General features: G+C 70.6%; 24 protein-coding genes. 4 read left to right on the top strand and 20 right to left on the bottom strand.

All coding sequences use genetic code 11. The annotated features are described in order from the left end of the window. Positions 1–175 precede the first annotated feature (175 nt). Positions 176–463, bottom strand: coding sequence for a 30S ribosomal protein S15 (gene rpsO, locus ACFYXS_RS09860; protein ID WP_018562610.1), 288 nt, complete (start codon positions 461–463; stop codon positions 176–178). A gap of 196 nt (positions 464–659) precedes the next feature. Then, complete coding sequence (gene eccD, locus ACFYXS_RS09855; RefSeq protein ID WP_389245759.1) at positions 660–2,129, bottom strand: type VII secretion integral membrane protein EccD; 1,470 nt, start codon at positions 2,127–2,129, stop codon at positions 660–662. Between the two features lie 295 nt (positions 2,130–2,424). On the opposite strand from eccD, the gene eccCa reads away from it, so the two are divergent. Then, positions 2,425–6,378 (top strand): type VII secretion protein EccCa, encoded by a 3,954-nt coding sequence (gene eccCa, locus ACFYXS_RS09850; RefSeq protein WP_389245757.1) that lies wholly within the window; start codon positions 2,425–2,427, stop codon positions 6,376–6,378. Between the two features lie 103 nt (positions 6,379–6,481). Here the strand turns inward: eccCa and ACFYXS_RS09845 are convergent, their stop codons facing one another. After that, positions 6,482–6,907 (bottom strand): hypothetical protein, encoded by a 426-nt coding sequence (locus tag ACFYXS_RS09845; RefSeq protein ID WP_389245755.1) that lies wholly within the window; start codon positions 6,905–6,907, stop codon positions 6,482–6,484. A gap of 115 nt (positions 6,908–7,022) precedes the next feature. Continuing rightward, positions 7,023–7,424, bottom strand: coding sequence for a VOC family protein (locus tag ACFYXS_RS09840; protein ID WP_389245753.1), 402 nt, complete (start codon positions 7,422–7,424; stop codon positions 7,023–7,025). A 55-nt stretch (positions 7,425–7,479) separates the two neighbouring features. Between ACFYXS_RS09840 and ACFYXS_RS09835 the strand changes: the two genes are divergently transcribed. Then, the gene (locus tag ACFYXS_RS09835; RefSeq protein WP_389245751.1) at positions 7,480–8,043 is read left to right on the top strand and encodes a GNAT family N-acetyltransferase; all 564 of its coding nucleotides are present in this window, start codon (positions 7,480–7,482) and stop codon (positions 8,041–8,043) included. 10 nt (positions 8,044–8,053) lie between these two features. On the opposite strand, the gene ACFYXS_RS09830 is transcribed toward ACFYXS_RS09835, so the two are convergent. Then, positions 8,054–8,572, bottom strand: coding sequence for a GNAT family N-acetyltransferase (locus tag ACFYXS_RS09830; protein ID WP_389245749.1), 519 nt, complete (start codon positions 8,570–8,572; stop codon positions 8,054–8,056). A 158-nt stretch (positions 8,573–8,730) separates the two neighbouring features. Here ACFYXS_RS09830 and ACFYXS_RS09825 point away from each other — a divergent pair, with 158 nt between their 5' ends. Then, positions 8,731–9,135 (top strand): SRPBCC domain-containing protein, encoded by a 405-nt coding sequence (locus ACFYXS_RS09825; RefSeq protein ID WP_389245747.1) that lies wholly within the window; start codon positions 8,731–8,733, stop codon positions 9,133–9,135. Further along, the gene (locus ACFYXS_RS09820) at positions 9,132–9,830 is read left to right on the top strand and encodes an alpha/beta fold hydrolase (protein ID WP_389245745.1); all 699 of its coding nucleotides are present in this window, start codon (positions 9,132–9,134) and stop codon (positions 9,828–9,830) included. Before ACFYXS_RS09825 ends, ACFYXS_RS09820 begins: the two co-directional genes overlap by 4 nt. A gap of 146 nt (positions 9,831–9,976) precedes the next feature. Here ACFYXS_RS09820 and ACFYXS_RS09815 read toward each other — a convergent pair whose 3' ends face one another. The 15 genes from ACFYXS_RS09815 to eccB all read right to left on the bottom strand — a co-directional run bounded on the left by ACFYXS_RS09815 (position 9,977) and on the right by eccB (position 23,490). Beyond that, the gene (locus tag ACFYXS_RS09815; RefSeq protein WP_389245742.1) at positions 9,977–10,501 is read right to left on the bottom strand and encodes a hypothetical protein; all 525 of its coding nucleotides are present in this window, start codon (positions 10,499–10,501) and stop codon (positions 9,977–9,979) included. A gap of 5 nt (positions 10,502–10,506) precedes the next feature. Continuing rightward, complete coding sequence (locus ACFYXS_RS09810) at positions 10,507–11,223, bottom strand: hypothetical protein (RefSeq protein ID WP_389245740.1); 717 nt, start codon at positions 11,221–11,223, stop codon at positions 10,507–10,509. Between the two features lie 3 nt (positions 11,224–11,226). Next, entirely contained in the window at positions 11,227–12,513 is a 1,287-nt protein-coding gene (locus ACFYXS_RS09805; RefSeq protein ID WP_389245738.1) for a putative T7SS-secreted protein, read from the bottom strand. After that, entirely contained in the window at positions 12,510–12,860 is a 351-nt protein-coding gene (locus ACFYXS_RS09800) for a hypothetical protein (protein ID WP_389245736.1), read from the bottom strand. The genes ACFYXS_RS09805 and ACFYXS_RS09800 overlap by 4 nt, the downstream gene beginning before the upstream one ends. 117 nt (positions 12,861–12,977) lie before the next feature. Beyond that, positions 12,978–13,688, bottom strand: coding sequence for a hypothetical protein (locus tag ACFYXS_RS09795; protein WP_389245734.1), 711 nt, complete (start codon positions 13,686–13,688; stop codon positions 12,978–12,980). A gap of 2 nt (positions 13,689–13,690) precedes the next feature. After that, the gene (locus ACFYXS_RS09790) at positions 13,691–15,208 is read right to left on the bottom strand and encodes a putative T7SS-secreted protein (RefSeq protein WP_389245732.1); all 1,518 of its coding nucleotides are present in this window, start codon (positions 15,206–15,208) and stop codon (positions 13,691–13,693) included. Further along, the gene (locus ACFYXS_RS09785) at positions 15,205–15,936 is read right to left on the bottom strand and encodes a hypothetical protein (RefSeq protein ID WP_389245730.1); all 732 of its coding nucleotides are present in this window, start codon (positions 15,934–15,936) and stop codon (positions 15,205–15,207) included. Before ACFYXS_RS09785 ends, ACFYXS_RS09790 begins: the two co-directional genes overlap by 4 nt. Then, positions 15,933–16,241: a hypothetical protein gene (locus tag ACFYXS_RS09780; protein ID WP_389245728.1), complete on the bottom strand. Its 309-nt coding sequence runs from the start codon at positions 16,239–16,241 to the stop codon at positions 15,933–15,935. Before ACFYXS_RS09780 ends, ACFYXS_RS09785 begins: the two co-directional genes overlap by 4 nt. A 49-nt stretch (positions 16,242–16,290) precedes the next feature. Next, complete coding sequence (locus ACFYXS_RS09775; protein WP_389245726.1) at positions 16,291–17,673, bottom strand: S8 family serine peptidase; 1,383 nt, start codon at positions 17,671–17,673, stop codon at positions 16,291–16,293. 82 nt (positions 17,674–17,755) lie between these two features. Further along, positions 17,756–19,219 (bottom strand): hypothetical protein, encoded by a 1,464-nt coding sequence (locus ACFYXS_RS09770; RefSeq protein ID WP_389245724.1) that lies wholly within the window; start codon positions 19,217–19,219, stop codon positions 17,756–17,758. A 56-nt stretch (positions 19,220–19,275) separates the two neighbouring features. Beyond that, on the bottom strand, positions 19,276–19,596 hold the full coding sequence (locus tag ACFYXS_RS09765) for a hypothetical protein (protein WP_389245722.1): 321 nt from the start codon (positions 19,594–19,596) through the stop codon (positions 19,276–19,278). A gap of 22 nt (positions 19,597–19,618) precedes the next feature. Continuing rightward, positions 19,619–20,920, bottom strand: a complete 1,302-nt coding sequence (gene mycP / locus ACFYXS_RS09760) for a type VII secretion-associated serine protease mycosin (protein WP_389245719.1) — start codon at positions 20,918–20,920, stop codon at positions 19,619–19,621. Between the two features lie 116 nt (positions 20,921–21,036). Next, positions 21,037–21,327 (bottom strand): WXG100 family type VII secretion target, encoded by a 291-nt coding sequence (locus tag ACFYXS_RS09755; protein WP_319665357.1) that lies wholly within the window; start codon positions 21,325–21,327, stop codon positions 21,037–21,039. Between the two features lie 107 nt (positions 21,328–21,434). After that, positions 21,435–21,761, bottom strand: a complete 327-nt coding sequence (locus ACFYXS_RS09750) for a WXG100 family type VII secretion target (RefSeq protein WP_389245717.1) — start codon at positions 21,759–21,761, stop codon at positions 21,435–21,437. A gap of 199 nt (positions 21,762–21,960) precedes the next feature. Continuing rightward, the gene (eccB, locus tag ACFYXS_RS09745) at positions 21,961–23,490 is read right to left on the bottom strand and encodes a type VII secretion protein EccB (RefSeq protein WP_389245715.1); all 1,530 of its coding nucleotides are present in this window, start codon (positions 23,488–23,490) and stop codon (positions 21,961–21,963) included. Between the last annotated feature and the right edge of the window lie 9 nt (positions 23,491–23,499).

The raw sequence follows: 23,499 nt of genomic DNA, 5'->3' as shown, positions 1-23,499 counted from the left end.
CCACTACCGAGGACCGGCTCTGGTGGCGTTTAGGAGGACGCTCCCTCCGCATGCTCTATGGCGTTGTGTATGGGACCAGCCTACAAAGCTTCGGTCCCGGTCTCGCGCCCAGCGCGGTTCCCCACGTACGCCAAGGGAGCGGCTCCCGGACGGGAACCGCTCCCTCTACGGCGTCTCAGCGGGCGCCGGCCGCGCCGCGGCGGATGCCGAGGCGGTCGACGAGCGCACGGAAGCGCTGGATGTCCTTCTTGGCCAGGTACTGCAGCAGGCGGCGGCGCTGGCCGACCAGGATCAGCAGACCACGACGGGAGTGGTGGTCGTGCTTGTGGGTCTTGAGGTGCTCGGTCAGGTCCGAGATGCGGCGCGAGAGCAGCGCAACCTGGACCTCGGGGGAGCCGGTGTCGCCCTCCTTGGTGCCGAACTCGGCGATGATCTGCTTCTTCGTCGCGACGTCGAGCGACATACGGTCTCCTAGTGTGTCGGTGCCTTCGAGCGCCCCTGGTCTGTGTCACAGGGGAATCTGCGATGACTCGTAAGGCGGGACGCGCCGCACGGGGGCAGACGCATCGGTTACACAGAGTACCACCCCGGGCCCGGTGCGATGTCCGGGTCCGGGGTGGCGGGCACCACCCGTGAACGGCGTGAGCGCAGGGGCGCCCTCAGCCGCTCGTCATACCGCGGGCCTCGGCGTACAGGTCGAGGACGGCGAGGCAGATCGGGATCAGCGAGAGCAGGACCGTGGCCTCGGCCAGGTCCAGCATCCGGCCCCAGAAGGGGGTGACGCCCTTGCTCGGGACCACCAGCGCGATCGCGACCAGGAGGGCGGCGCCCAGGGCCACCGCGGCCGACAGCCACACGGTGCGGATGTCGAGCGAGGAGTGGTTGCCCTGCAGCAGGTCGGTGAGGATGCCCGTCGGCAGGTTGAGTGCGAGCCCGATGACGAGCAGGCCGACCGTGACGACGCCGGCCACCATCAGCGTCACGACCTGTGAGGTGTAGCGGAACAGCCGGGCGCGCATCAGCGTCGCCAGGCCCATGACCAGGGCGAGCAGCTGCGCCCAGCCGTTGTCGGAGAAGCCCAGCACGACGCCGGCGGAGCCGACGATCGCGGCGGCGCATCCGGCGACCAGGCCGAGCAGCAGCTCGTGGCCGCGACGGGCCTGGTTGGTGATCCGCTCGAAGTCGACCGGCTCCTCCTCGCCCTGCCGCTCGGCGTCACCGCGGTGCCGGGTCGCGACCTGGTCGGGCGAGCGGAAGCCGATCGGCAGCCGCGCGAAGCGGGCCGACCAGCCGGGCAGGAACCCGACGACGGCGATCATGACGACGGCGGTGACGGCGGCGGCCTCGCGCGGCGCGGCCTCGGTGAGGATCGCCACGAAGGTGGCGAGGGTGCCGACGCCGGCGGTGAAGGACGCCGCGACGAACGGGGCGTCGCCCTGCGGCAGCAGCAGCACGAGCAGCACCGACGCGGCCAGCACCACGACGCAGCCGATGAGGAAGTGCAACCGGCCCGGGCCCTCGCCCTTGTCGACGCCCATCACGCCGGAGCCCGCGACCAGCAGCAGCGGCAGCGAGGACAGGCCCAGGGCGACGGCGGAGTGCCGGTCGTCGTACACCCGCGCGCGCACGCCCGCCAGCGCGACCAGCACCAGGCCCGCGGCGCCGGCGAGGACGCCGGGCAGGCCGTGCATGTCGTGCTTGACCGGCTCGGAGAACCACAGCACGAAGGCCATGAGGGCGAGAAGTGCGACACCGGCGGTCAGGCCCACACCGCGCATCAACGTGTCGTTCCAGCTGCGCCGGTCGGTCTGGACGGCGGCGGCGACCGCGTCGACCACGTCGTCGAAGACGGCGGGCGGCAGCGAGTCGGCGAACGGACGCAGAAGCAGCAACTCGCCGTCGTGCACGCGCTGTTCGGTCAGGGAGAGGGTGTCGTCGAGCACCCTCCCGTCCCTGCGGACCAAGTTGTAGCCGGTGGGTGCGGCTTCTTCCGGGGTCTGGCCCGACAGGCGCAGGATCTCCGGATAGATGTCGGAGAGCGGCACGTCCTCCGGGAGTGCCACGTCGATCCGGCTGTTGGGCGCCGCCACCGTGACTCTGCAGAATCCGGTTGCTGAGACCGTGCTCACCTGGAGTTGTCCCCCTCGTCCGGCGGTGGGTGGTTTGGGGTGGCATCGACGCGGCCGTCCAGGGTCGGACCCCCGTCCGCGCTTCGCGATCCGTCACCCTACCCCGTGCCCCAAGTCCCTTGCCCCCCACCCGTCCCACTGCCCTGCGGCTGTCATGCCCAGTAGGATCGCCACCTGCCTGTGGTCCAATGCCCGGCCCCCGAGGGGCCGGTGCGCGACCGGGACGTGCCATACGGGGGACCGTCGCCACGGGGGCGGCCCGAAACTGCGATTCGCGTGAAGGACTGGTGCATCGGTGAGCGTGGTCGTCATCAAGCGCCCGCCGCGGGTATACCCGCCGGAGGTGCCGAATGAGGAGGTACGGCTCGTAGCCCCGCCCGAACTGCCGCGCGGCGAGGACCAGGGCCTGCTGATGAATCTGCTGCCCATGCTGGGCATGGGTTCGTCGGCGGCCTTCTTCTTCCTGCCCACGGGGAGCGGGGGCTCCGGCGGGTTCATGAAGATCATGGGCGTGCTGATGATGGGTTCCACCCTCGCGATGGTGGTGGCCCAGATCGTCCGCTCCCGCAAGGGCCCTTCCGGCCAGATGGCCGAGGCCCGCCGCGACTACCTCAAGTACCTGGCGCAGGTGCGGCGCGGGGTGCGCAAGACCGCCCGCAAGCAGCGCGACGCGCAGTACTACCTGCACCCGGCTCCCGAGCAGTTGTGGGCGCTGGTCGCCGAGGGCTCGCGGGTGTGGGAACGCCGCTCCTCCGACGCCGACTTCGCGCAGGTGCGGGTCGGGCTCGGACCGCAGCAGCTGTCCACCCCGATCGTCGCGCCGGAGACCGCTCCGGTGGACGAACTGGAGCCGCTGACCGCGCACTCGATGCAGCAGTTCATCGCCGCGCACGGCTCGCTGGACAACCTGCCGCTGGCGGTGGGGCTGCGCTCCTTCTACCACGTGACGATCTCCGGCGACCCGGACACCGTGTACGGCCAGACCCGTTCCGTCCTCGGCCAGTTGTGCTCCCTGCACTCGCCCGAGGACCTGGTGGTCGCCGTGGTCGCGGCGCCGGGCGCGCAGTCGGAGTGGGAGTGGACGAAGTGGCTGCCGCACGCGCAGCACAGGGAGCAGGACGGCGCCGGTTCGCGCCGGCTGGTCTGCGGCGACCTCGGCGAGGTCGAGGACCTGCTCGCCGACGAGCTGGACGGCCGCCCGCGCTTCAACCGCGACGGCCAGGCGGTCCACGACCAGCCGCACCTGGTGATCGTGCTCGACGGCGGCGGCGTCCCCGCGGACTCGGTGATCGCCTCGGCCGAGGGCCTGCAGGGCGTGACGATCCTGGAGGTCGTCCCCGGCGAGCTGGACGAGATGCGCGGCTCGCTGTCGATACAGGTGTGGCGGGACCAGCTCTACCTGGAGGCCGGCGCGGGCACCTTCGTCGGCACGCCGGACGTGCTGTCCCCGGTCCAGGCCGAGTCGCTGGCGCGGCAGCTGGCGCCGCTGCGCCTGGGCGCGGCCGACGCCGACGAACCGCTGCTGGCGAACCTGGACTTCACCGATCTGATGGGGATCGGCGACGCGTCCTCCGTGGACGTCTCCCGGACCTGGCGGCCGCGGACCCTGCACGAGCGGCTGCGGGTGCCGATCGGCCTGGGCGAGACCGGCGAAGCGGTCATGCTGGACGTCAAGGAGGCCTCGCAGGAGGGCATGGGCCCGCACGGCCTGTGCGTCGGCGCCACCGGTTCCGGCAAGTCCGAGCTGCTGCGCACGCTGGTGCTGGGCCTGGCGGTCACCCACTCCTCGGAGACGCTGAACTTCGTGCTCGCCGACTTCAAGGGCGGCGCGACCTTCACCGGCATGGGCACCATGCCGCACGTGTCGGCGGTCATCACCAACCTCGCCGACGAGCTGACCCTGGTGGACCGCATGCGCGACTCCATCACCGGCGAGCTCACCCGCCGCCAGGAGCTGCTCCGGCAGTCCGGCAACTACGCCAACATCACGGACTACGAGAAGGCCCGCGCGGCCGGCGCGGCCCTCGACCCGCTGCCCTCGCTCGTCCTGATCATCGACGAGTTCTCCGAACTGCTCGCCGCCAAGCCCGACTTCATCGAGATGTTCATCCAGATCGGCCGCATCGGCCGGTCACTGGGTGTGCACATGCTGCTCGCCTCGCAGCGCCTGGAGGAGGGCAAGCTGCGCGGCCTGGACACCTTCCTGTCGTACCGCATCGGTCTGCGGACCTTCTCCGCCGCCGAGTCCCGCACGGCGATCGGCGTGCCGGACGCGTACCACCTGCCCAACGTGCCCGGCGCGGGCATCCTGAAGTACGGCACCGACAGCATGGTGCAGTTCAAGGCCGCGTACGTCTCCGGCACCTACCGCGCGCCGGGCACGCGGACGGCGAGCGGGGCGCGCATCGACCGCTCCCCCGTGCTGTTCACCGCGGCGCCGGTGCCGGTGCGGATCCTCACCGAGCCGGAGCCGCAGGCACGCGTGGCCGGCCAGGTGGACGACGCGCTGGCCGACACCGTCCTCGATGTGATCGTCGGCCGGCTGGAGGGCCAGGGCCCGCCCGCCCACCAGGTGTGGCTGCCGCCGCTGGACGAGCCGTTCAGCGTCGACCAGCTGCTGCCGCCACTGACGGTGAGCGCCGAGCGCGGTCTGCACGCCGACGGCTACACGGCCACCGGCAAGCTCACGGTGCCGGTCGGCCTGGTCGACAAGCCCTTCGAGCAGCGCCGTGACGTGATGTACGCCGACCTGTCGAGCTCCGGCGGCCACGCCCTGGTCGTCGGTGGCCCGCAGTCCGGCAAGTCCACGCTGGTGCGCTCGCTCATCGCGTCCTTCGCGCTGACCCACACCCCGCGGGAAGTGCAGTTCTACGCGCTGGACTTCGGCGGCGGAGGCATGCTGGCCCTGGACGGGCTGGCGCACGTCGGCGGAGTGGCCTCGCGGCTGGACGCGGAGAAGGTCCGCCGCACCGTCGCCGAGGTGCACGGCATCCTCAACGCCCGCGAGGAGTTCTTCCGCAGCAACGTCATCGACTCGATGAACACCTTCCGCTCCCGGCGGGCGGCGGGGCACTTCCCGGACCAGCCGTGGGGCGACGTCTTCCTCGTCATCGACGGATGGGGCACGTTCAAGACCGACTACGAGATGCTCGACCCGGTCATCAACGACATCGCCGCCCGGGGCCTGGGCTTCGGCATCCACCTCATCGTCACCGCCACCCGCTACACCGAGATCCGGCCCGCGCTGCGCGACCAGATCCTCAGCCGGCTGGAGCTGCGGCTCGGCGACCCGATGGAGTCCGAGTTCGACCGCCGGCGCGCGGAGAACGTGCCGGTCGGCAAGCCCGGCCGCGGTCTGTCCCCGGAGAAGCTGGACTACCTGGCGGCGCTGCCGCGCATCGACGCCTCCTCGGCGGTGGAGGACCTGTCCGACGGCATGGCGCAGCTCGTCGCCCAGGTCAACGCGGGCTGGCCGGGCCCGGTCGCGCCGAAGGTGCGGATGCTGCCGACGATGCTGCCGTCCACCGAGCTCCCCAAGGGCGGCGACTTCTCCGACCGCGGCATCGCGATCGGTGTCGACGAGCTCACGCTCTCCCCGGTGTTCGTGGACTTCGAGACCGATCCGCTGATGGTGATCTACGGCGAGAGCGAGTCCGGCAAGTCCTCGCTGCTGCGGCTGATCGCCAAGCAGGTCAGCGAACGCTACGAGTCCGGCAAGGCGCTGTTCGTGGTCTCCGACTTCCGCCGGGCGCTGCTCGGCCAGGTGCCGGAGAGCCACATGTACAAGTACTGCGCCTCCGGCCCTCAGCTCCAGGAGGTCATGGAGTCGCTGGCCGGCTCGATGGGCCGGCGGATGCCCGGCCAGGACGTCACACCCGAGCAGCTGCGCAACCGCAGCTGGTACAGCGAGCCGGACGCCTGGGTCTTCGTCGACGACTACGACCTGGTCGCGAACTCGATGGGCAACCCGATGCAGGTCCTGATGGAGTACCTGCCGTTCGCCCGTGACCTGGGCCTGCGCATCATCCTGTCGCGCAGCACCTCGGGTGCCTCGCGGTCGTCCTTCGAACCGTTCCTGACCCGGACCAAGGAGCTCGGCGCGACCGGGATCATCCTGTCCGGCGACCCGGGCGAGGGGCCCGTCTTCGGCAACACCAAGGCGGCCAAGCTGCCGCCGGGGCGGGCGCAGTTCCTCACCCGGCGGCGCGGCAACCAGCTGATCCAGACCGGGTTCCTGCCGGAGAGCTGACGGGCGCGGTACGGGACGGAGCGGGGCGGGGACGGGCCGGAGGGCCCGTCCCCGCCCCGTTGCCGTACCGGGCGTGGGAAACCGGGCGTACAGGCGCGGCGGGTCAGTCGCGCCGGGTGGGCGGACGGTAGGCGGGCGGGATGTCGCGCGGGTCGGCGGGGGCGGCGTCGTGCCCGTGCCGGCCCTCACGCGTGTCCGGTTGGTCCCGCTCCTCCTCCTGCTGCTGCTCCTGCTGCTCGAACCACCGCTCGGCGCGCTCGCGCACCGCGGCACGTTCCTCGGGCGTCATCTGCTGGTCGATCCGGCGCAGTTCGGCCATGCGGTCGCCGACGGCCCCGCGCCAGGCGTCGGAGTCCAGGGCCTCGCGCATGCCGAGGCGGCCGTTCAGGACCTCGCGGGCCATGTCCTTCAGCGGGCCGGTCACGTTCGGGTTGCCGGCCAGTGTCCTGAGCGCCTTGTGCAGGCGGCGGGCCTGCTCCGGGTCGGCGGCGACGTCCATCAGATCGCCGTCGCTGATCTCCTTGCTCATCGGCTCGGTGCCCCCGGTCGTCTGCGTCGCGAGAAACGCGAGAAAGGTGTGCAGGCCATCGTGCCACTCCCGGGGACGACACGACCATGGCCCGGCCGTTCCGGGGACGCCCGCCTCAGGAGGTGCCGGAGGACGGCGCGAAGGTCGTGTCGATGACGCAGAAGCGGTTGCCCTCGGTGTCGGCGAGCACGACGAAGTCGGGGTCCGGCGGGTACAGGTCCCAGTCGACGTGCTCGGCGCCGAGGGCGACCAGCCGCTCCACCTGTGCCACTTGGTCGGCGGCGTCGTCGGCGTACAGGTCGAGGTGGACCCGCGGGTGCTCCTGGACGGGCGTCGCACTCCGGCCCAGGGCGAGGCCGGGGCCCGTGCCCTCCGCGGGTACGAGCACCGTCCAGTCGGCGTCCACCGCGTTCACGGCGTCCGCGTCACGCGGCACGTAGCCGAGGGCGGCACTCCAGAAGGCCGCGGCACGTCGCACGTCCTCGGCGCCCAGCACGATCGTCCCCAGGGTCAGCACGCCACGATTGTGGCAGGGGGCACCGGCAGCGGGGAGCAGACGCCAGGATGGTGGCATGACCCTTCCGCCGGACCACGGGACACCCGGCACCCGTGTCGCCGTGGCCCACACCGCGGACCTGGACACCGCCGCCCTGGCCGCGGCCCGCGCCCTGCTGGTCGAGGCCTTCGACGGCGATCTGGACGACGCGGACTGGGAGCACTCCCTCGGCGGCATGCACGCGCTGGTATGGGAGGGCGCCGACCTGATCGGGCACGCCGCCCTCGTCCAGCGCCGCGTGCTGCACGCCGGGCGTGCCCTGCGCACCGGCTACGTCGAGGGCGTGGGCGTGCGCGCGGACCGCCGCGGGCACGGCCACGCCGCCGCCATGATGGACGCCCTGGAACGCCTGGTGCGCCGCGCCTACGACCTGGGCGCGCTGGCCGCCGCCGACGGAGCCGGCGGCTTCTACGCGGCGCGCGGCTGGCGGCCGTGGCAGGGAGCGACCTCCGTACTCACGCCGTCGGGCGTCGTGCGCACCCCGGAGGACGACGACTGCGTGTACGTGCTCCCGGTGGTCGCGCCGCTCGACCCCGCCGGTGACCTCGTGTGCGACTGGCGCGACGGCGACGCCTGGTAGACCGCGCCCGTCAGCCCGTGGCGATGAGCTCCAGCCGCCAGTCGTTGCAGCGGATGGGGTTGCCGGCGGGGTACTCGAAGTCGCACTCCTCCACGAGTGTGAAGCCGAGCCTGCGGCAGATCGCGTTCGACGACGGGTTGTCCACCTTGGGGTACGCGTGCAGGGAACCCGGACCGCCCACGGCCGCCGCCGTCGCCAGCCCGATGACCTCCCGGCCGGCCGCCACGGCGATGCCGCGCCCCTGGTACTCCGGCAGGACGCTCCAGCCCGTCTCGTACACGGTCTCGCCCCGCCAGGTCCGCTCCCAGAACCCGATGGTGCCCACCGGTTCGCCCGTGGGCGGCAGCACGATGCGGAACATCCCCCCGCTGTCCCCACCGCCCTGCAGCAGATACCGCCGGTGCCGTGCCAGGAGCTGTTCCTCGGTCTCCGGGCCGCCCAGGTGCGTCATCGTCCCGGGCGCGTTCGTACGCCGCAGCAGGGCGAGATCCTCCTGCCCCCACGGCTCGATCCGTACCTCGACCGTCATGCCCGGCTCCCCTCGTCGCTCCCGCCGATGACATCACGAGGGTCGGACATCCGGGCGGGACACGACCGATGAGTCCGGGTCCCGACGCCGGTCTGCCCCATCGTGAGAACGAGTGCGCCGCGCGCACTCCACCGCCGTACCGAGAAAGGCACCCCTCCATGAACGACATCACCATCACCCGGGCCTTCGACGCGCCGGTCGCCAAGGTCTGGACCGTGTGGACCGAGCGCGAGTACTTCGCCCAGTGGTTCGGCGCCCCGCTGCCGACCGTCGTCTGCGACGTCCGCCCCGGTGGCACCTGGCGCGCCACCGTCACCACCCCGCAGGGCGAGATGGCGCTGGGAGGCACCTACCGCGACGTCGTGCCGCACGAGCGGCTGGCGTGGACGATGGGCGCCCCCGACGGCAGCGAGGTCGTCCTGGACGCCACGTTCACCGACCACGGCGACAAGACCGAGGTCGTCCTCCACCAGGCCGGCATTCCCGACGAACACCGCGCCGCGACCGAGGCCGGCGCCCACCACATCCTCGACAGCTTCGCCTCCGTCCTGGCGAAGGCGTGACGACCACGACCTACGCGCTGATCCCGGGAGCGGGCGGCGCCGGCGGCTGGTACTGGCAGCTCGTGGAGGCGGAGTTGCGCCGCCGGGGCCACGAGGCCCTGGCGGTGGACCTGCCCGCCGCCGACGACGCGGCGGGGCTGGAGGAGTACGCGGACGCGGTCGCCGACGCCGTGGGCGACCGCACGCACCTGGTGCTGGTCGCCCAGTCGATGGCCGGTTTCACCGCGCCCCTGGTCTGCGACCGTCTCAAGGACCGGGTGGACCTGCTCGTCCTCGTCAACGCGATGATCCCGGCACCGGGCGAGACGGCCGGGGACTGGTGGGCCGACACGGGCCAGGCCGCGGCCCGGCGCACCCTCGACGTGGCCGAAGGCCGTCCACCGGACGCGGATTTCGACCCGGTGGTCACCTTCTTCCACGACCTGCCGCAGCCTCTGGTCGATCAGGCCCTCACCCAGGACTCCCGCCAGTCCGACACCCCGTTCGGCGTCCCCTTCCCCCTGCCCGCCTGGCCGGACGTGCCCACCCGCGTCATCGCCGGCCACGACGACCGGCTCTTCCCCGTCGACTTCCAGCGACGCGTCTCCCGCGACCGTCTCGGCATCGACCCGGACGTCCTGCCGGGCGGACACCTGGTGGCGCTGAGCAATCCGCAGGGTCTGGTGGACCTGCTGGTGGGCTACCGGACGGAATGACGCAGCGCCGGCGGGTCCCTGCGGTACGTGGCCGTACCGGGCCGGAAGTCCGGCACGGCCACGCCGAGGGGCCGTCGTCCCGGCTGCCCGATGCGAAGGTGCCGACCACGACGCTGATCGCCGTGTCGACCGGCCCTGAAGTGCGGCTACGCCGCTGCCCCCGGACCCGGGCCCCACGTCCGGGTGAGCCGCAGTGCCCCGGGGCTCCACTGGTCACGCCCGGAGCCTTTCGTCTGCGCCGCCCAACCCCTCGACGCCGCGAAGGCGACCGCCCGATCCGAGCCCACCCCGCGAAAGAACCGCTCCGGCACGGTCACGGCGAGTTGATGCCCATCGCCTGACGCCTCCTTGTCCCGGTAGGCATCAGGATGGGCCTCGGCCTTGGTGATCCGCCCGAGTACCTTCTCGGTCGCGTACGCGTCCCAGGCCGCCGGCTCCCACGCCCACTCGACACGGAACCGCCGCCACGTCAGGGCACCGAGCCACGGATTGAGCCACTTCAACGGTGGGTTGAACCCGGCCGACGCGAGCGCGGCAACCACGCCGAGGATCGCGGCGACGGCGGCCCACAGAGGAAGGTAGAGCCACTGCAGGACGCATTGCAGCAGGAGGCCCGGTCTGCTCCTGCGGCGGGCGACGAGACGGTCCAGGGGCTGAAGGGTTGTCGACATGGGAATCACCCGAATACGTCGCGCACGCTGAGCGTGCTCGGATGGGCATCGGCCGGCAGCTGCCGGGCCGGGCGCGGGGCCTTGCGTTCCACGCTCACCTCGACGCTGTCGGCGACGGCCGCGAGCACGCCGACGTAGTCGGGGAAGTCCTGGATGCTGGGTGTGGTGAGCGTCAGGACGACCAACTGCCCAACGGGGAGGCACGGCAGATACGCGCTGGCCTGTGCCAGGTCGAGCGTCACCTCGCCGCCGGGTCCGGCCGCTCCCTGCCGCGCGGTCATCTGCAGACCGGACAGGACGAGGACACCCGGACCCCCTGAGGTCTCGACCTCCACCACCTGATTCGCCGGGTCGTCGGACAGCGCCTCGACGAGTCCGTCGACCACCGTCCGCACGTCGTCGTTCCCCTCGATGGGCTCCGCGATGACCGACAGCGTCGCTGTCGTGACCCGGCCCTCCGGTGTCCGCAGCATGCAGAATGCGGCCTCCAGCGTGCCGTCGTCGGCAGCCGCCCGCGCGATCTGCTGGTACCAGTACGCCACCGTCTCACGCTGGTGGTCGGTGCCTCCCGCCCAGATGTTCGCGGCCTTCGCCTCGAGGTAGGCATCGCGTTCCGCGGGCTCCATCTCCAGCCCCAGGGAGGAGAACTCCTTCGGGATGCGCCACCGCAGTGCCGCGGGCTCGCCCGCCTCCGCCGCGGTCCCCGTCACTGGTTCCGTCATGGGTCAGGCTCCTGCCGCGGGGGGCTCGTCGGCGAACAGGCCGGGGATCTTCAAGCCGGTTCCTGTTCCGGTGATGCCTGTCCACGAGCCGCGGTACCACCACTCCTGCGGCTTCATCGGCAGGTTGTCGAGGGTGCTCGCGACCTTGCTGAGAGGGGTGCGGGCGAAGGACAGCATGCTGCTGTCCTTCATGAGGTTCGCCAGTTTGGACGCGCCCTGGACCGGCAATCTGCCAGTGAGCGTGAACTTCAGTCCACCGGTGATGGCGGCGTCCGCCTTCACCGCGTTGAAGGCCTTGCCGATCTTCCCGGTCGCACCGATGGCGAGGAACTTCCCCCCGGGGACCGCGGCCAGCGCGTCCATCCCGATGCTGGTCCAGCTGACATCCGCGCCACCGAGTTTCGCCGCGCCGTGAGCCCCGAGCGCGCCAAGGGCGGTCACTCCACCGGCCAGTGCCAGCGCACCGGACAGCGGCGGGCACCACATGGTGAGCAGTGACGCCACCGCCAGCACGCCGGAGACCGCACTGAGGATGTCACCGATCTTCTTCAGGAGGTCGGCGTGTTTCACGCACCAGTTCTGGATGCTGTGCCCCAGCTTGGTGAGCGCGTCGGACAGACCCTCGAAGAAGCCCGTGTCGGGCGCGTTGTCGTTGGCCTTGCGCAGCCGGTCGGCGATGCCCCGCGCGTCGGACTGGTGGTGCTCCAGGAGCTCCTCGGCCCGCTTGATGATGCCGTCCAGCTCGTCCTGGGCCTTCTGCAATTCCTTGCCCGCGGTGTCCAGCTCCCTGCCGGCCCGGTCGAGCCGGCCGCTCGCCGCGTCGATCCTCGCCTGTGCGTCGGCGAGTTCGCTCTGCGTCGCGTAGTACTGCCCCGCCAGCCGGAGCGCCGGATCGGACGCCGCCTGGTTGTAGGCCGACGTCGCACGGTCGTAGGCGCCCTGGCCGGTCTTCTCCCGCTCCTTGGCCGCCCTGGCCTCCGCCTCGTACTCCCGCGCCTTCTGCTGGTACTCGGCCAGCCTCGCGCGCCAGGACGCCAGTTGGGTCGCTGCCTCACGCAGCGCGTCACGGCTGTCGCCCACGTACTTCGGCAGGTCGCCGACCTTCTCGGCGAAGGCGCTCGCCGCCTCGCCCTCCCAGGTCTTGCCCCCATGGGTGATGCCGTTCAGCGTCGTGTAGGCGTTGTCCAGGCCCGTCGCGGCGCGCGTGAGCTTGGTGTTGAGGTCGTCGACGCTCTCCAGCTTCCCCGGGGCCGGGTCGAAACCTATGGAGGGGTACTCGGCCACCGTCATCGCGCACCCGCCGTGGGCCGGGCCCCGGGCGACGGCGCGGGCGTGGGCTGCGGCGCGGCACCCTGGGTCATCGCGTCGCGTATCGCCTGCTCGGTGGCCTCGTAGTTGTCCTTCGTGGCCTTGAGCTTGTCCTCGATCTGCTGCGTGCCGTCGGCGATCTTCCCGATCGCGTCGTCCCAGCTGTCGTGGAACTCGTCGCACGCGTTGTCCAGCGCCTCACTGCCCGTGCTCTTCGGACCCACGTCCTTGAGCGCGTTCAGCGCCTTGCGCATGTCGTCCTGACTCTCGTGCAGTTGCTTCAGCAGCCGGTCGAGGTCCTGGACCTCGACCGTGAAGTGATCACCCATGTGCGTCCCCCGCTTGGGTCGCCCGCCGCGTCTTCGACGCCAGGAGCAGTGGTTTCGGCCGACACACCGAGGCTACAGCTCGCCCACCAGCCGCTTCACCCCCAACCGGAAGGTGCGTCACGAGGGGAGCAGGTTGCTCCCAGAACGGAGAACGGCCTGGGCATAGGCGACCCGGACATCCAGGCGCCGTGGATCGAGGTCGTACACCGAGGTGTTGACGCCCCGCCGGTCGAGCGCGGTGCCCGCACCCGCCGTACGCCACCTCGTGCGCTGCGGGCCGTCGAGGTCCACCGGATCCGAGCCGTCGACCAGCGAGTACACCAGTTGCACGAGCCACAGGGGGAACCAGATCGGAGCGAGGAGCAGGTAGAACGTCCACGCGTACCAGGAGCCCGCCTTGCCGACGGCCGCCGGCGACCCGTCGACGGGCCGGATCGTCCACCGGACACGCCGTGGCCAGGGCAGGACGCGCCCGGAACGGCGGATGATCCGTGCGAGCGGGGCGCCCTCGGGGGTGCAGACCTCGTACTCCGCACGGCCGGCCGGGCGCACGACGCCCAGCGGGCCTCCGTCCGCCCCGCCGTGGATCCACAGCGCGGTCGACGGGACCGCGCCCGGGTTCCGGGGCCCTGCGGAGTCGTAGACGTACGCCAGGGCCGCGGTGTCACGTCGGGTCCCCGGCTGCCTGATCGCCAGGACCAGCCGGGATCCCTGCCTCTCCGGGTCGGCGGGACCGGGCGGGGAGACCTGGAACACCTGCCGGGACGCGGGCGCGGGGAACGGTGTCTGATGAGCCGGGGCCGACCACCCCGGGTGACTGTTGCTCACGGCTATCCGAAGGGGTTGAGGGTGTCGACGATCCGACCGGCCGTGGAACGGGCCTGGTCGATACTTTCATGGACCTTGTCCGACGTGTACTGCACGTCCTCGGTCACGTGGCGTACGCCCTCCTTGTAAAGGTCCTTCGCGCCCATGGCGGCCTCGTAGCCGCGTGCCGTCCACGACCGCGGGTCGATGTACTTCCCGACGACGGTGCCCGCATCGTCGACGACCGGCCGGACGGAGTCCGCGAGAGCGGGGATGCGCGACAACGGCGTGCGCTCGATCAGCTCCGGCATGATCTTCCGGAACGGGGCGTCGAGAAGGGACGTCCCCGCCCGGTACAGCGTGGAGTCGCCGAACTCCTTGGCGACGGCGAGCGCGAACCGGTCCGCGAACTTGTCCGCGGTGACGTGGATGGCGTGCGCCTTGTTGCCGAGGGAACTCCAGTTGCGGGCGACCCACTTCTCGGCGTCGTCACCGAACTTGGCGGTTCCGCCGACCGCGTCGATCAGATCGCCGGCGCGTTTCCACGAATCCGCCGCCTTCGCGCCGAAGTCGAGGACGTTCATCGGGATCTTGACGCCCTTGAGCGCGCCCAGGGCGACCTTGCCACCGCGTGCGAAGTCGCCGAACGGCACAAACCCGACGATGTCGAGGCCGATGTCCAACCACGACCCGTCCTTGGCTCCCAGAGCCCAGCCACCGGCGTGGAAGGCGAGCGCTCCGGCGTTCAGGGCCATGCCGATGGCCTCGAAGACCACGGCGCCGACGACGGTCTCCGAGAAGACGACCGCCAGGACGTCGCACGCCGCACTCGCGTAGCCGAGCCAGTCGCCGATCTTGTAGAGCAGGTCCGCGTGGTTCTTCAGCCAGTCCAGGACGTCGGCGGCGAGATCCTTGATTCGGTCGCCCAGGTCCTTCAGGGAATCGAGGAAGCGGTCGAAGAGACCGGGCTCGTCCGGTGCCCGTTCGGCTGCCTTGCGAACCGCCTCGGCCGCGGCACGGGCCGCCGCCTCGTGGTCGCTCAGCAGGTCCTGGGCCTTCTTGATGACGGTGTTCAAGCCGTCCGTGGCCTCGTCGACCTGCTTGACGGCGAAGTCGAGGCGCTTTTGGGCGTCCTGCAGCGCAGCGTCGGTGTCGAAGGTGCGCCCCGCCAGTTGGAGGTCCGGGGCGGACTGCGCCGAGGCAAGAGCCCGGCGGGCCTGCTCGGCCTCCGCCTCGTAGCGGACCGCGAGGGTCTGGAAGTCCGTCAGCTGTGACTGCCACCCGTGCAGGGCGTGAGCAGCGTCGATCAACGAGCCGTACCCGTCGATCAGATATTTCGGCAGTTCGCCGACCTTCTTGGCGAAGCCGTCCGCCGCGTCGCCCTCCCAGATACCGTCGCTCTTGCCCAGCCGGCTCAGCGTGCCGTGCGCCTCGTTCAGCTGATTGCCGACCTTGCTCAGGGTGGTGACGAGCTGGGCCACGGACGCCGGGACCCCGGGCGCCGGGTCAAAACCGAGGGCGTCGTATGTCTGCGTGGTCATGCGTACGCCGTCCTCTCCCGAGTGTTCGCGGCGGCCGCCGACGGAGCCTCGGCGCTGTCACCGGTGCCGTCCTCCGTGCCCGTGAAGGTGAGGGTGTCGGCGATGTCCGCGAGAACCGCCTGGTAGTGGAACAGGTCCTGGGCGTCGGACGTGCTCAGACAGCACAGGAGCAACCGGTCCTCCCGCGGGAACGGCAACCAGAGCTCGATCCGGACGAAGAACCTCTCCTGTTCGCCGTCCGGGAGTGTCCACACGGCGCGCGACCCCGCGACATTCACCACGGCGGGTCCTGCGGGAAGGGCGACGAGCTGGGCCTCGCCCCCGTCGTTGGTGCGCGCGAGCGTCTCCACGATGCCGGCGGCGACAAGCGCGGGATCCGGATTGTCCAACTCCCGCACGCTGATCAACAGCGTGCAACGGCTGACCCGTTCGGGTGCCTGCGTGCCGTCGGCCGTTCCCCCGATGGGGAAGACCCCGAGTGCCTGGTAGACGACACCGTCGGCGGCGAGCTGCTGTGTGTTCGCCGCGTGCACGGCCGTGAACATCCTGCGCAGCGGCTCCCAGTCCTCACGGTCGCCCCAGTAGTCGCGGGCGTACGCCCGCATCCGCTCCGTGAACGTCTCTTCATCCAGCCCGATACCGAGCGGTATCTCGTGGAACTCGGGCTGCACCTGGAACCGGAACGCGGCGCCGCCGTCCTCCGGCCCCCCCTCGGGCGCCGATGTCACGTGGTCTCCCCCTTGCCCGACGGCTTGAAGGAGGCCGCGACCTGCTGCTCCAGGGTCTCGTACACCTTCCGGGTATCGGCCAGGCCCTTGGTGACGCCGCCCGTCGCGTCCGCGATCAGCCCGATCCCGTAGCCCCAGGCGTCCTGGAACTCGTCGCAGGCCGCCTCAAGATCGGCGAAGCCGGAGCCCTTCGGGCCGATGTCCTTCAGGACCTTCATCGCGGAGCGCATCTCCTCGGCGCAGTTCCCCAACTGCGTGCCGAGCTCAGCGAGCGCGTCGAGTTCCACCTTGTAGTAGCCGGCCATGGCCGATGTCTTCTCCCCGTTGAGTGCGTTGACGTGCGACGGCTGTTCCCTACTGGCGCCCCGGCCCCCACGACGGCGGCGGGCTCTGCTGCTGCCCGTCGTACGGGTTCTGCGCGTACGGATTGCCCTGCTGCTGCGGCTGGGGCTGGTACTGCTGCGGAGCCTGCGGCCGGCCGTACTGCGGGTACCCGCCACCGGGCGCACCGGGACCACCCGGGCCGCGACGGTTGTCGTCGCCCTTGTTGCGGCGGGCGACCTTGACGATCACGAAGACGATCAGGGCGAGCACGAGGAGGCCGAGCACGCCGATCACGCTGAACGCGATGACCTGCTTGCGGTCCGCGGCCGCCTGCTCGTCGTCGCTCATCGCGCCGCCGGTGACGTTCGGCGCGGAGGCCGAGGGGGCGTCCGTCGCACCCTGACCGGCGCTGCTCTGCCCGGCCTTGAGCGACTCCGGCACCGCGAGCGGGCCGTACTCCGGCCCCGCCGGGATGTCCCGGGTCAGGGCGGCGAGCGGCTGGATGAAGCCGTAGCCGTAGCGCTTGTCCGGGAGGGCGATGCCCTTGGCCGACGCGGGGAGCCCTGCGGTCTTGGTCAGACGGTTGACGATCTGGCCCGCGGTCAGGTCCGGGAACTTGGCGCGGAGGAGGGCCGCGGCCGCGGAGACGAACGCGCTTGAGTCAGAGGTTCCGGTGCCCGAGCGGTACGCTGCGTTGGCCTTGCCACCAGCGCTCACGATGAACGTTCCGGGTCCCGTAAGCAGCACCTGGAAACCGTAATTCGAGTTCTCCCAGATCTGCCCGTTGTTCTTGACGCCACCTACCGCAACCGCGCCGGGATGGCCTGCCGGGAAACTCACCTCGCCGCCCTCGTTACCCGAGGCCGCGACTACGACGACGTCCTTCTTGAGTGCGTACGCGACGGCATCCGCTTCCGCGTCGACCCTGACCCCGCCTCCCGACGAGACGTTGATCACCGACGCTCCGTGATCAACGGCGTAACGAATCGAATCGGCAAAGCCGCCGTCGCGATGTCCGTCATCGCGGATATCGAGAATTTTGGCCTCGGGAGCAAGCCCCATGACCCCGTCGGCACCACCGGGCCCGTGGCCGTGGCCCGCGATGATCGAGGCCATGGCCGTGCCGTGGTCATCGCCCGGCTCCGGGGCTGTCGAGCCCCCGTCGATGAAGTCCTTGCCTTCGATCACATTGCCGCTGAGGTCGACGTGATCGGCGTTGACACCGGAGTCGATGACCGCGACGGTGACGCCCTTGCCCTTCGAAATCTTCCAGATGGATGCTGCCTCGAAGGCCTTCAGCGGCCACTGGTCTTCTCTCGTCTGGTCCGCTGAAGCAACCGGTGCAGCGGCGAGGATCAGCGCGCCTGCGAGCACAACGCCGCCCACTGTGCGCAGCGTCGGTTTGAAGGCCATTCCATGTCCTCTCATAGGCACTGTGGGGGCTCCGGCTTGGCTGGCCGAGCCCCCACACTGTTCTACAGGCTGCTGTGCGCCGCTACTCGATGACCCGGGGAGCGTTGTTGCGTTCCGGCGTCCAGGTCTCCTCGTCCTCGACCAGGTAGTCGGGACGCTCTCCCTCGCGCCGCTCTTCCTCTTCCGTCCGGTCGGTCGAGCCGCGACCCATCATGCGGTTCGCGCCCTTGCCGGTGTTGCCGCTGCCTGCGCCGGCAGCGCCGCGGCTCTTGTGCAGGCCCGAACCGCCCGGTGTACCGCGCGTGCCCGATCCGGTGCCCTTGGCGGCACCCACGACTCCGCCACCGCGGCGGGCGAGGCTGCCGCCACGTCCGGCGGTCGCACCGCCCCTGCCGCCGGCACCGGCGCCCGTACCGCCGGCGCCGGGCATTCCGCCCCGTCCGCCGGCGCCCGCACGCCCGGCGCCACCTGCACCGGAGCCGCCCGCCCTGCCGCCACGTCCACCGACGCCACCCAACGCGCCCGGTAGACCCGCACCGGCCCCACCGACGCCGGCAGTGCCACCGGCACCGGGGCCACCGACTCCACCGACGCCGCCACCGATGCCCGCGCTGCCGCCGCCGTAGCCACCCGCACCGGTCGTGCCCCCGCCGATGCCGTCGATGGCGGTGCCGACCTGAGGCTTCGTACTGGCGGGCGGCTTCTGCACCCCGCCGGTGATACCGCTCTCCCGGGGCGGCTTCACTTCCCTGACGGTCGGCGACACCGTGCCTGTCGACGTCCGTCCCGTCGGGCGGTTCGACGCGCTCGTGTTGGGCTGTGTGATCTCAGGGGGCACCACGACCGGGACGGGTGCGACACCGCCCGGGTCACCGGGGTAGTCCTCGGAGTCGTCGTAGCGCCCAGGCGTCGGCTTCTTCGTCCACGAACCCATCGCCCTGGACTGCGCGTTGTACCCCGCGCCCAGCTGCTCCATCTTCACGGCCATCTCGAGCTGCGCTTCCTTGCCCGCCGACAGCGACCCGCGGTTGCGGTCCAGCGCGGACTGCGTGTCCATGCCGTTGTTGAGGTCGGTGTGCAGCTGCGCGTCGCTGCGGTCGAAGCCGTCGCCGAGGGCGTCGCCCCAGCTCGACAGCGTGCCGGGCTTCTCCATCGCGTCGACCTGCGGCTTGACCGTCTTGAGGACGGACGCCGCGTTGGTCATCGCCTGCGAGGTGTACTTGGCGTAGGTGGAGCAGTCCGTGATCATCTTGCTGATGATCTTGGCCTGCTCGCGGAACCCCTCCGCCGCGTCACCGTCCCAGTGCTGGGTGATGTGCTCGACCGCGGCGTCGAAGACGAACTTGGCGCTGCCGGACCCGGTGACCAACTGGTCGTGGACCTGCAGCCAGCCCTGGGCACAGGACTCGACCTCCACGTGATCGGCGTTGGCGAGCATGCCCTTCATCTGGTCCATGTCCTTCGCGCCGGCGAAGTTCGTGGTGTGCTCCCCGGCATAACACTGCGTCGGGGCCTGGTACTCGTAGTACGTTCCCTCGTCAGCCATGATTCCTAACCCCCTTGGCGACCGGCACGACGTTCATCGATCCGCGCATGATGTGTTCACTTACCGCTGCCGGACATGCCGCCCTGCGCGTCGTATTCGGCGTCCGAATAGTGACCGTGCACCTTCTTGGTCTTGCCGCCGAAGTCGTTCATGACGCCATGGATGTAGGTCACAACCGACTCGATGTGCGTCTTCATGTCCTCGTGCGCACGGGACAGTTCCTCGGCTTCCGAGAATCCGGATCCGAGCGCGCCGGGCGGCAGGTAAGTGTCGTTCTTGGCGCAGACGTTGGCGACGCCCAATTGGCTGATCACGCCGTTGAGCTTGGTGATCGTGTCCTCCAGCTCACTCAGATCGACCTTGTACTGGTCACTCATCGTGTCGCTTCCCCGTTCCTACTCATGTGGTGATCCCTCGCTTGCGACGCCAGTCGCCGAGGACGACCCCGCCTCCCACCAGCAGGGCGATGCCCGCGGCCGCGCCGCCGACCGTGTAGACGGCGTAGCGCTCGGTGCGTTGCTGGGGGGTCTCGCCGAGGACGACCGTGGCGGCCTCGATCTTCTCGTGGCCACCGGGGTTGACGACCGGGTCGGGCGTCGGGGCGGCCTGGGGGGTGGTCGCGTCGTCGTTCACCGCGGCGACGGGGTCGACGACGCCCCAGCCGACGAAGTCGTCGCGGCCGGGCTTGCCTCTGTCGGCGGTCTGCTCGATCTGGGTGATGACCTGGCGGTAGCCCCAGTCGGGGTGCTTGGCCCGGATGAGGGCGGCGACGCCCGCGACGTACGGCGCGGAGAAGCTGGTGCCCTGATCGATGCAGTGGCCGCCGAAGGGGACGGTGGAGACCATGTCCACGCCGGGGGCCGCGACGCCCACGAACGGGCCCGGCTGGGAGAAGTTGGCGCGGGCGTTGTCGCGGTCGGAGGCGCCGACCGCGAGGACGCCGTCGTAGGAGGCGGGGTAGGTCAGCTTGACCTTGCCGTCGGCGCCGTCGTTGCCCGCGGAGGCGACGATGAGGACGTCGTGGTCCTTGGCGTAGTCGACGGCCTGCTCCAGCGCCGAGTCGGGCGGCATCGTGGACGCGGTGTCCTGCGAGATGTTGATGACCTTGGCGCCGCTGCGCACCGCGTATCGGATCGCCTCGGTCATCGTCCTGACCGTGCCGCCGCCCTGGTTGTCGTTCTGCCGGATGGCGAGGATGGACGCGCGCGGGGCGATGCCGACGAAGCCGGTGTCCGGGGCGGGGCGGGCGGCGATGATGCCGGCGACCTTGGTGCCGTGGCCGACGTCGTCCTTGGTGCCGTCACCGTGGATGTCGAAGAAGTCCTTGCCGGCGCGCGCCTTGTGGGCGCCGCTGCCGACCTCGCGTGCGATGGCCGGGGCGAGTTGCTTGTTCGTGTCGTCGACTCCGGTGTCGATGACGGCGACGATCACACCGAGGCCCTGGGTGTCCTGCCAGAGCTGGTCCAGGACGATGCGCTGCAGCGACCAGGGCGTGCCCGCGATCGGGTCGGACGGGAAGGAGCACTGGGTGTCGTCGATCTGGAAGCGTTCCCCCAGGTCTCCGCCGTCGGCGAGGACGGTCCGTACGCCGTCGCCCGAGGCGTCCGCCCCGGCGGCGGCCCCGGAGACCGGCAGGCCGAAGGCGGTGATCGCCGCGGCTGCGGCGATTGCGGCGGTGCGCCTCACGGCGTGCGATCCCACTGGTGTTCCGTCCTCCCGTTGTGTGCGGTTCGTGGGCCGAACCGCCGATGAGGGCGAGCACGTACGTCGTCCGTACACACCCGCCCTCATCGCGCTTGGCGCGGCCAGGCGCGCAATCAGCCCCAGATCTGCCGGTTCTTGTTCTCGGTGTCCTGGTAGTTCTGCGCCGCGGTGTCGAGCGCGCGGGCGATGGCCTCCAGGGTCTGGTGCATGGAGGCGGCGCGCTGGTCCCACTCGGTCTGCTTGGCGCGGTAGGCCTCCTGCGCGGAGCCCTCCCACGTGGCGGCGATCTTCTTGACGCCGGACTCGAGGTCGTCGAGCTGGCGCTTGATGTTGTTGGCCGTCGTACGGACGTCCGTCGCGGCCTGGGAGATGGTCTGGAAGTTGACCAGGATCTGCCCGGACATGTGGTGTCTCCTCAGATGTTGGATTCGGACGTGGCCGGCATGCGCTGCGTGTGCGGCCGCGCGCTCGCGCCGAGAGGCGGACGGCGGGCACCGGCGCACGGGGCCGGTCATCCGAACGGGTTGCCACCCTGGGACGAGATGTTCTGGATGGACGCGCGCTGCTCCTCCTCGGAGGCGGAGTAGTTCCGGGTGCTCGCGTCGACGGCTTCCTTGATGTCGCCCAGGATCTGGTTGATCTTGTTGGCGTCTTCGTTCACCTGCGTCTGCAGGTTGTTGTACGCCGTGGCAGCGGAGCCCTTCCAGCCCGAGGTGATCGTGTCGATCACGGTCTGGAGGCGGCGAATCTCGCCCTGAATCGAGGAGTTGACCGTGGAGATACGGCTGCTGAACGCAACCATCTCCTCCTCGGTCATGGTGAACTGCTGTCCAGCCATGTGTGGCGTCCCCCATGAGACGTAGAAGATCCGGTATCCGATCGACAACGGTTGGGTGTCGTCGGTCTTCAACTCTAGCCAATACCCGTGACAAGGCGAACAGGTAACCGGTTCCGTATCGGGATCCTGACCGTCATCACCAAACCCTCACGTTACTAACGGCGTTGAGGGGGCGTCGACAGTATTGTTCCGGCCTTGATCAGGAACCCTGTGCCTGCTTGGCGGCGCCTTCGTCGAGCGTCGGACCGGTCGCCAGGAGATCGGACCAGATCTTCGGCACGGGCACCGGGGAGTTCTTCCCATACCCCAATTTGGTCTGCACGACACCGACTTCCGCGTCCTGCTTGGCGGCCCCGCCGGCGTCGCTGTCCCCGGTCGTGGGCACCGAGTAGCGCAGGCCGGTGTCGGTGACCAGGTAGATGGACCCGATGCGCTTGTCGGTGCCGTCGTACGCCTTGTAGAACAGGCCGCTGCCCGGGGAGACGTAGGTGTTGGTACCGCTCTGCGCGACGTCCCGGGGGAACTTGCGGCCGGCCCACATCGTCATCGCCGGCTGCTTGGTGAGCTTGTCGTCCGTGCCGCTGTACACGCTGCAGGAGACCCGGCGGCCGGCCTTCTCGTCCTGGGTGTTGGCCTGGGTGACGGCCTTCTCGGGCCAGCCCAGGTTGTTCAGGTAGGTCTCGCTCGCCTGCGCCGAGGCGACCTCGCCGATGCCGACGGACGCGGGCTCCGGCGAACCGCTGTACAGCGACGCCGCCCGAGGGATGTTGAGCAGCAGCTTCGCCACGAAGTCCGTGACCCGCACGACCCGGTCCTGCTGCACCACGTACTGGTCGCTGTTGGCCTTGAGGACCAGGCCGACCTTCGCGTGCTCGGGGCTCAGGCCGGGGGCGGTGGAGGGGGCGCCGAGGTCCGCGACGGGCGGGAAGTAGAGGGCGCCGTTCCTGCTGTTGAGCGTCGACAGGAAGGCGGCGTCCACCTTCTGCGGCTGCGCGGAGGCGCCGAAGACGACCTGGCGCAGGAGGTTCACCGTGACCGGGTCCTGCTTGCCGTCGGGGTCGCCCAGCAGGTAGGCGTTGCCCTTGTCCGTCACGAGGTACTGCGCGCCGCCGGGCACCTCGATGTACATGGCCTCGTCGGCGCGCAGCTGGTTCCGGCCGCCGACGAGCGCGGCCTCCTTGGGCTTCTGCTGGTTGATGACGAACACCGCGCGCTGCGTGGCGGCGTTGGTGCCGCCGCCCGGTGACTCGCACAGCGCCCAGGTCTTGGCCTTGCCGGCGTCGTCGGCGCCCGGCAGCCGGTCGGGGGCGTACGGGATGCCGATGGTGGTGCCCAGCGTCATGCCGCTGTTGTCCAGCACCGACTCCTTGACCTTGATGACCCCGAACTTCTGCGGGTCCAAAAGCAGCCGGGCGGAGGCGAGGTTCAGCACGGGGTGCAACTGCGCCTCGCCGTTGGTCTTCAGCACCACGTAGCGGGTGGTCGACTCGTCGCCGACGATGACCTTCTCGGCCGGCTTGTTCCAGCCGGTCGGCGCGGCGGGCTTGAGTATCCCCCAGAAGCCGAAGGCGACGACGATCAGCAGGCCCACGACGAGACTCGGGGCGACGGTCTTGAGCGGGCGCGGGGCCGCTTCCTCGGAACCGTGCGGCGAGGGCTGGAGAAACGCGGCCACCGTGCGCTTGCGTGCGAACGAATAGGCGTTCAGCTCATCCCTGCGTGTCGCCATCCTTGCGTC

The sequence above is a fragment of the Streptomyces sp. NPDC002574 genome, from assembly GCF_042889545.1.
Classification (GTDB): Bacteria; Actinomycetota; Actinomycetes; order Streptomycetales; family Streptomycetaceae; genus Actinacidiphila.
The sequence above is the reverse complement of the archived record's forward strand: the minus strand, read 5'-3'. Positions and strand labels throughout refer to the sequence as shown.

Coding starts and splice junctions, on each gene's coding strand:
- rpsO (WP_018562610.1), bottom strand. CDS start 463: ATGTCGCTCGACGTCGCGACGAAGAAGCAGATCATCGCCGAGTTCGGC.
- ACFYXS_RS09845 (WP_389245755.1), bottom strand. CDS start 6,907: ATGAGCAAGGAGATCAGCGACGGCGATCTGATGGACGTCGCCGCCGAC.
- ACFYXS_RS09835 (WP_389245751.1), top strand. CDS start 7,480: ATGACCCTTCCGCCGGACCACGGGACACCCGGCACCCGTGTCGCCGTG.
- ACFYXS_RS09830 (WP_389245749.1), bottom strand. CDS start 8,572: ATGACGGTCGAGGTACGGATCGAGCCGTGGGGGCAGGAGGATCTCGCC.
- ACFYXS_RS09825 (WP_389245747.1), top strand. CDS start 8,731: ATGAACGACATCACCATCACCCGGGCCTTCGACGCGCCGGTCGCCAAG.
- ACFYXS_RS09815 (WP_389245742.1), bottom strand. CDS start 10,501: ATGTCGACAACCCTTCAGCCCCTGGACCGTCTCGTCGCCCGCCGCAGG.
- ACFYXS_RS09810 (WP_389245740.1), bottom strand. CDS start 11,223: ATGACGGAACCAGTGACGGGGACCGCGGCGGAGGCGGGCGAGCCCGCG.
- ACFYXS_RS09805 (WP_389245738.1), bottom strand. CDS start 12,513: ATGACGGTGGCCGAGTACCCCTCCATAGGTTTCGACCCGGCCCCGGGG.
- ACFYXS_RS09800 (WP_389245736.1), bottom strand. CDS start 12,860: ATGGGTGATCACTTCACGGTCGAGGTCCAGGACCTCGACCGGCTGCTG.
- ACFYXS_RS09790 (WP_389245732.1), bottom strand. CDS start 15,208: ATGACCACGCAGACATACGACGCCCTCGGTTTTGACCCGGCGCCCGGG.
- ACFYXS_RS09780 (WP_389245728.1), bottom strand. CDS start 16,241: ATGGCCGGCTACTACAAGGTGGAACTCGACGCGCTCGCTGAGCTCGGC.
- ACFYXS_RS09775 (WP_389245726.1), bottom strand. CDS start 17,673: ATGGCCTTCAAACCGACGCTGCGCACAGTGGGCGGCGTTGTGCTCGCA.
- ACFYXS_RS09770 (WP_389245724.1), bottom strand. CDS start 19,219: ATGGCTGACGAGGGAACGTACTACGAGTACCAGGCCCCGACGCAGTGT.
- ACFYXS_RS09765 (WP_389245722.1), bottom strand. CDS start 19,596: ATGAGTGACCAGTACAAGGTCGATCTGAGTGAGCTGGAGGACACGATC.
- ACFYXS_RS09755 (WP_319665357.1), bottom strand. CDS start 21,327: ATGTCCGGGCAGATCCTGGTCAACTTCCAGACCATCTCCCAGGCCGCG.
- ACFYXS_RS09750 (WP_389245717.1), bottom strand. CDS start 21,761: ATGGCTGGACAGCAGTTCACCATGACCGAGGAGGAGATGGTTGCGTTC.
- eccB (WP_389245715.1), bottom strand. CDS start 23,490: ATGGCGACACGCAGGGATGAGCTGAACGCCTATTCGTTCGCACGCAAG.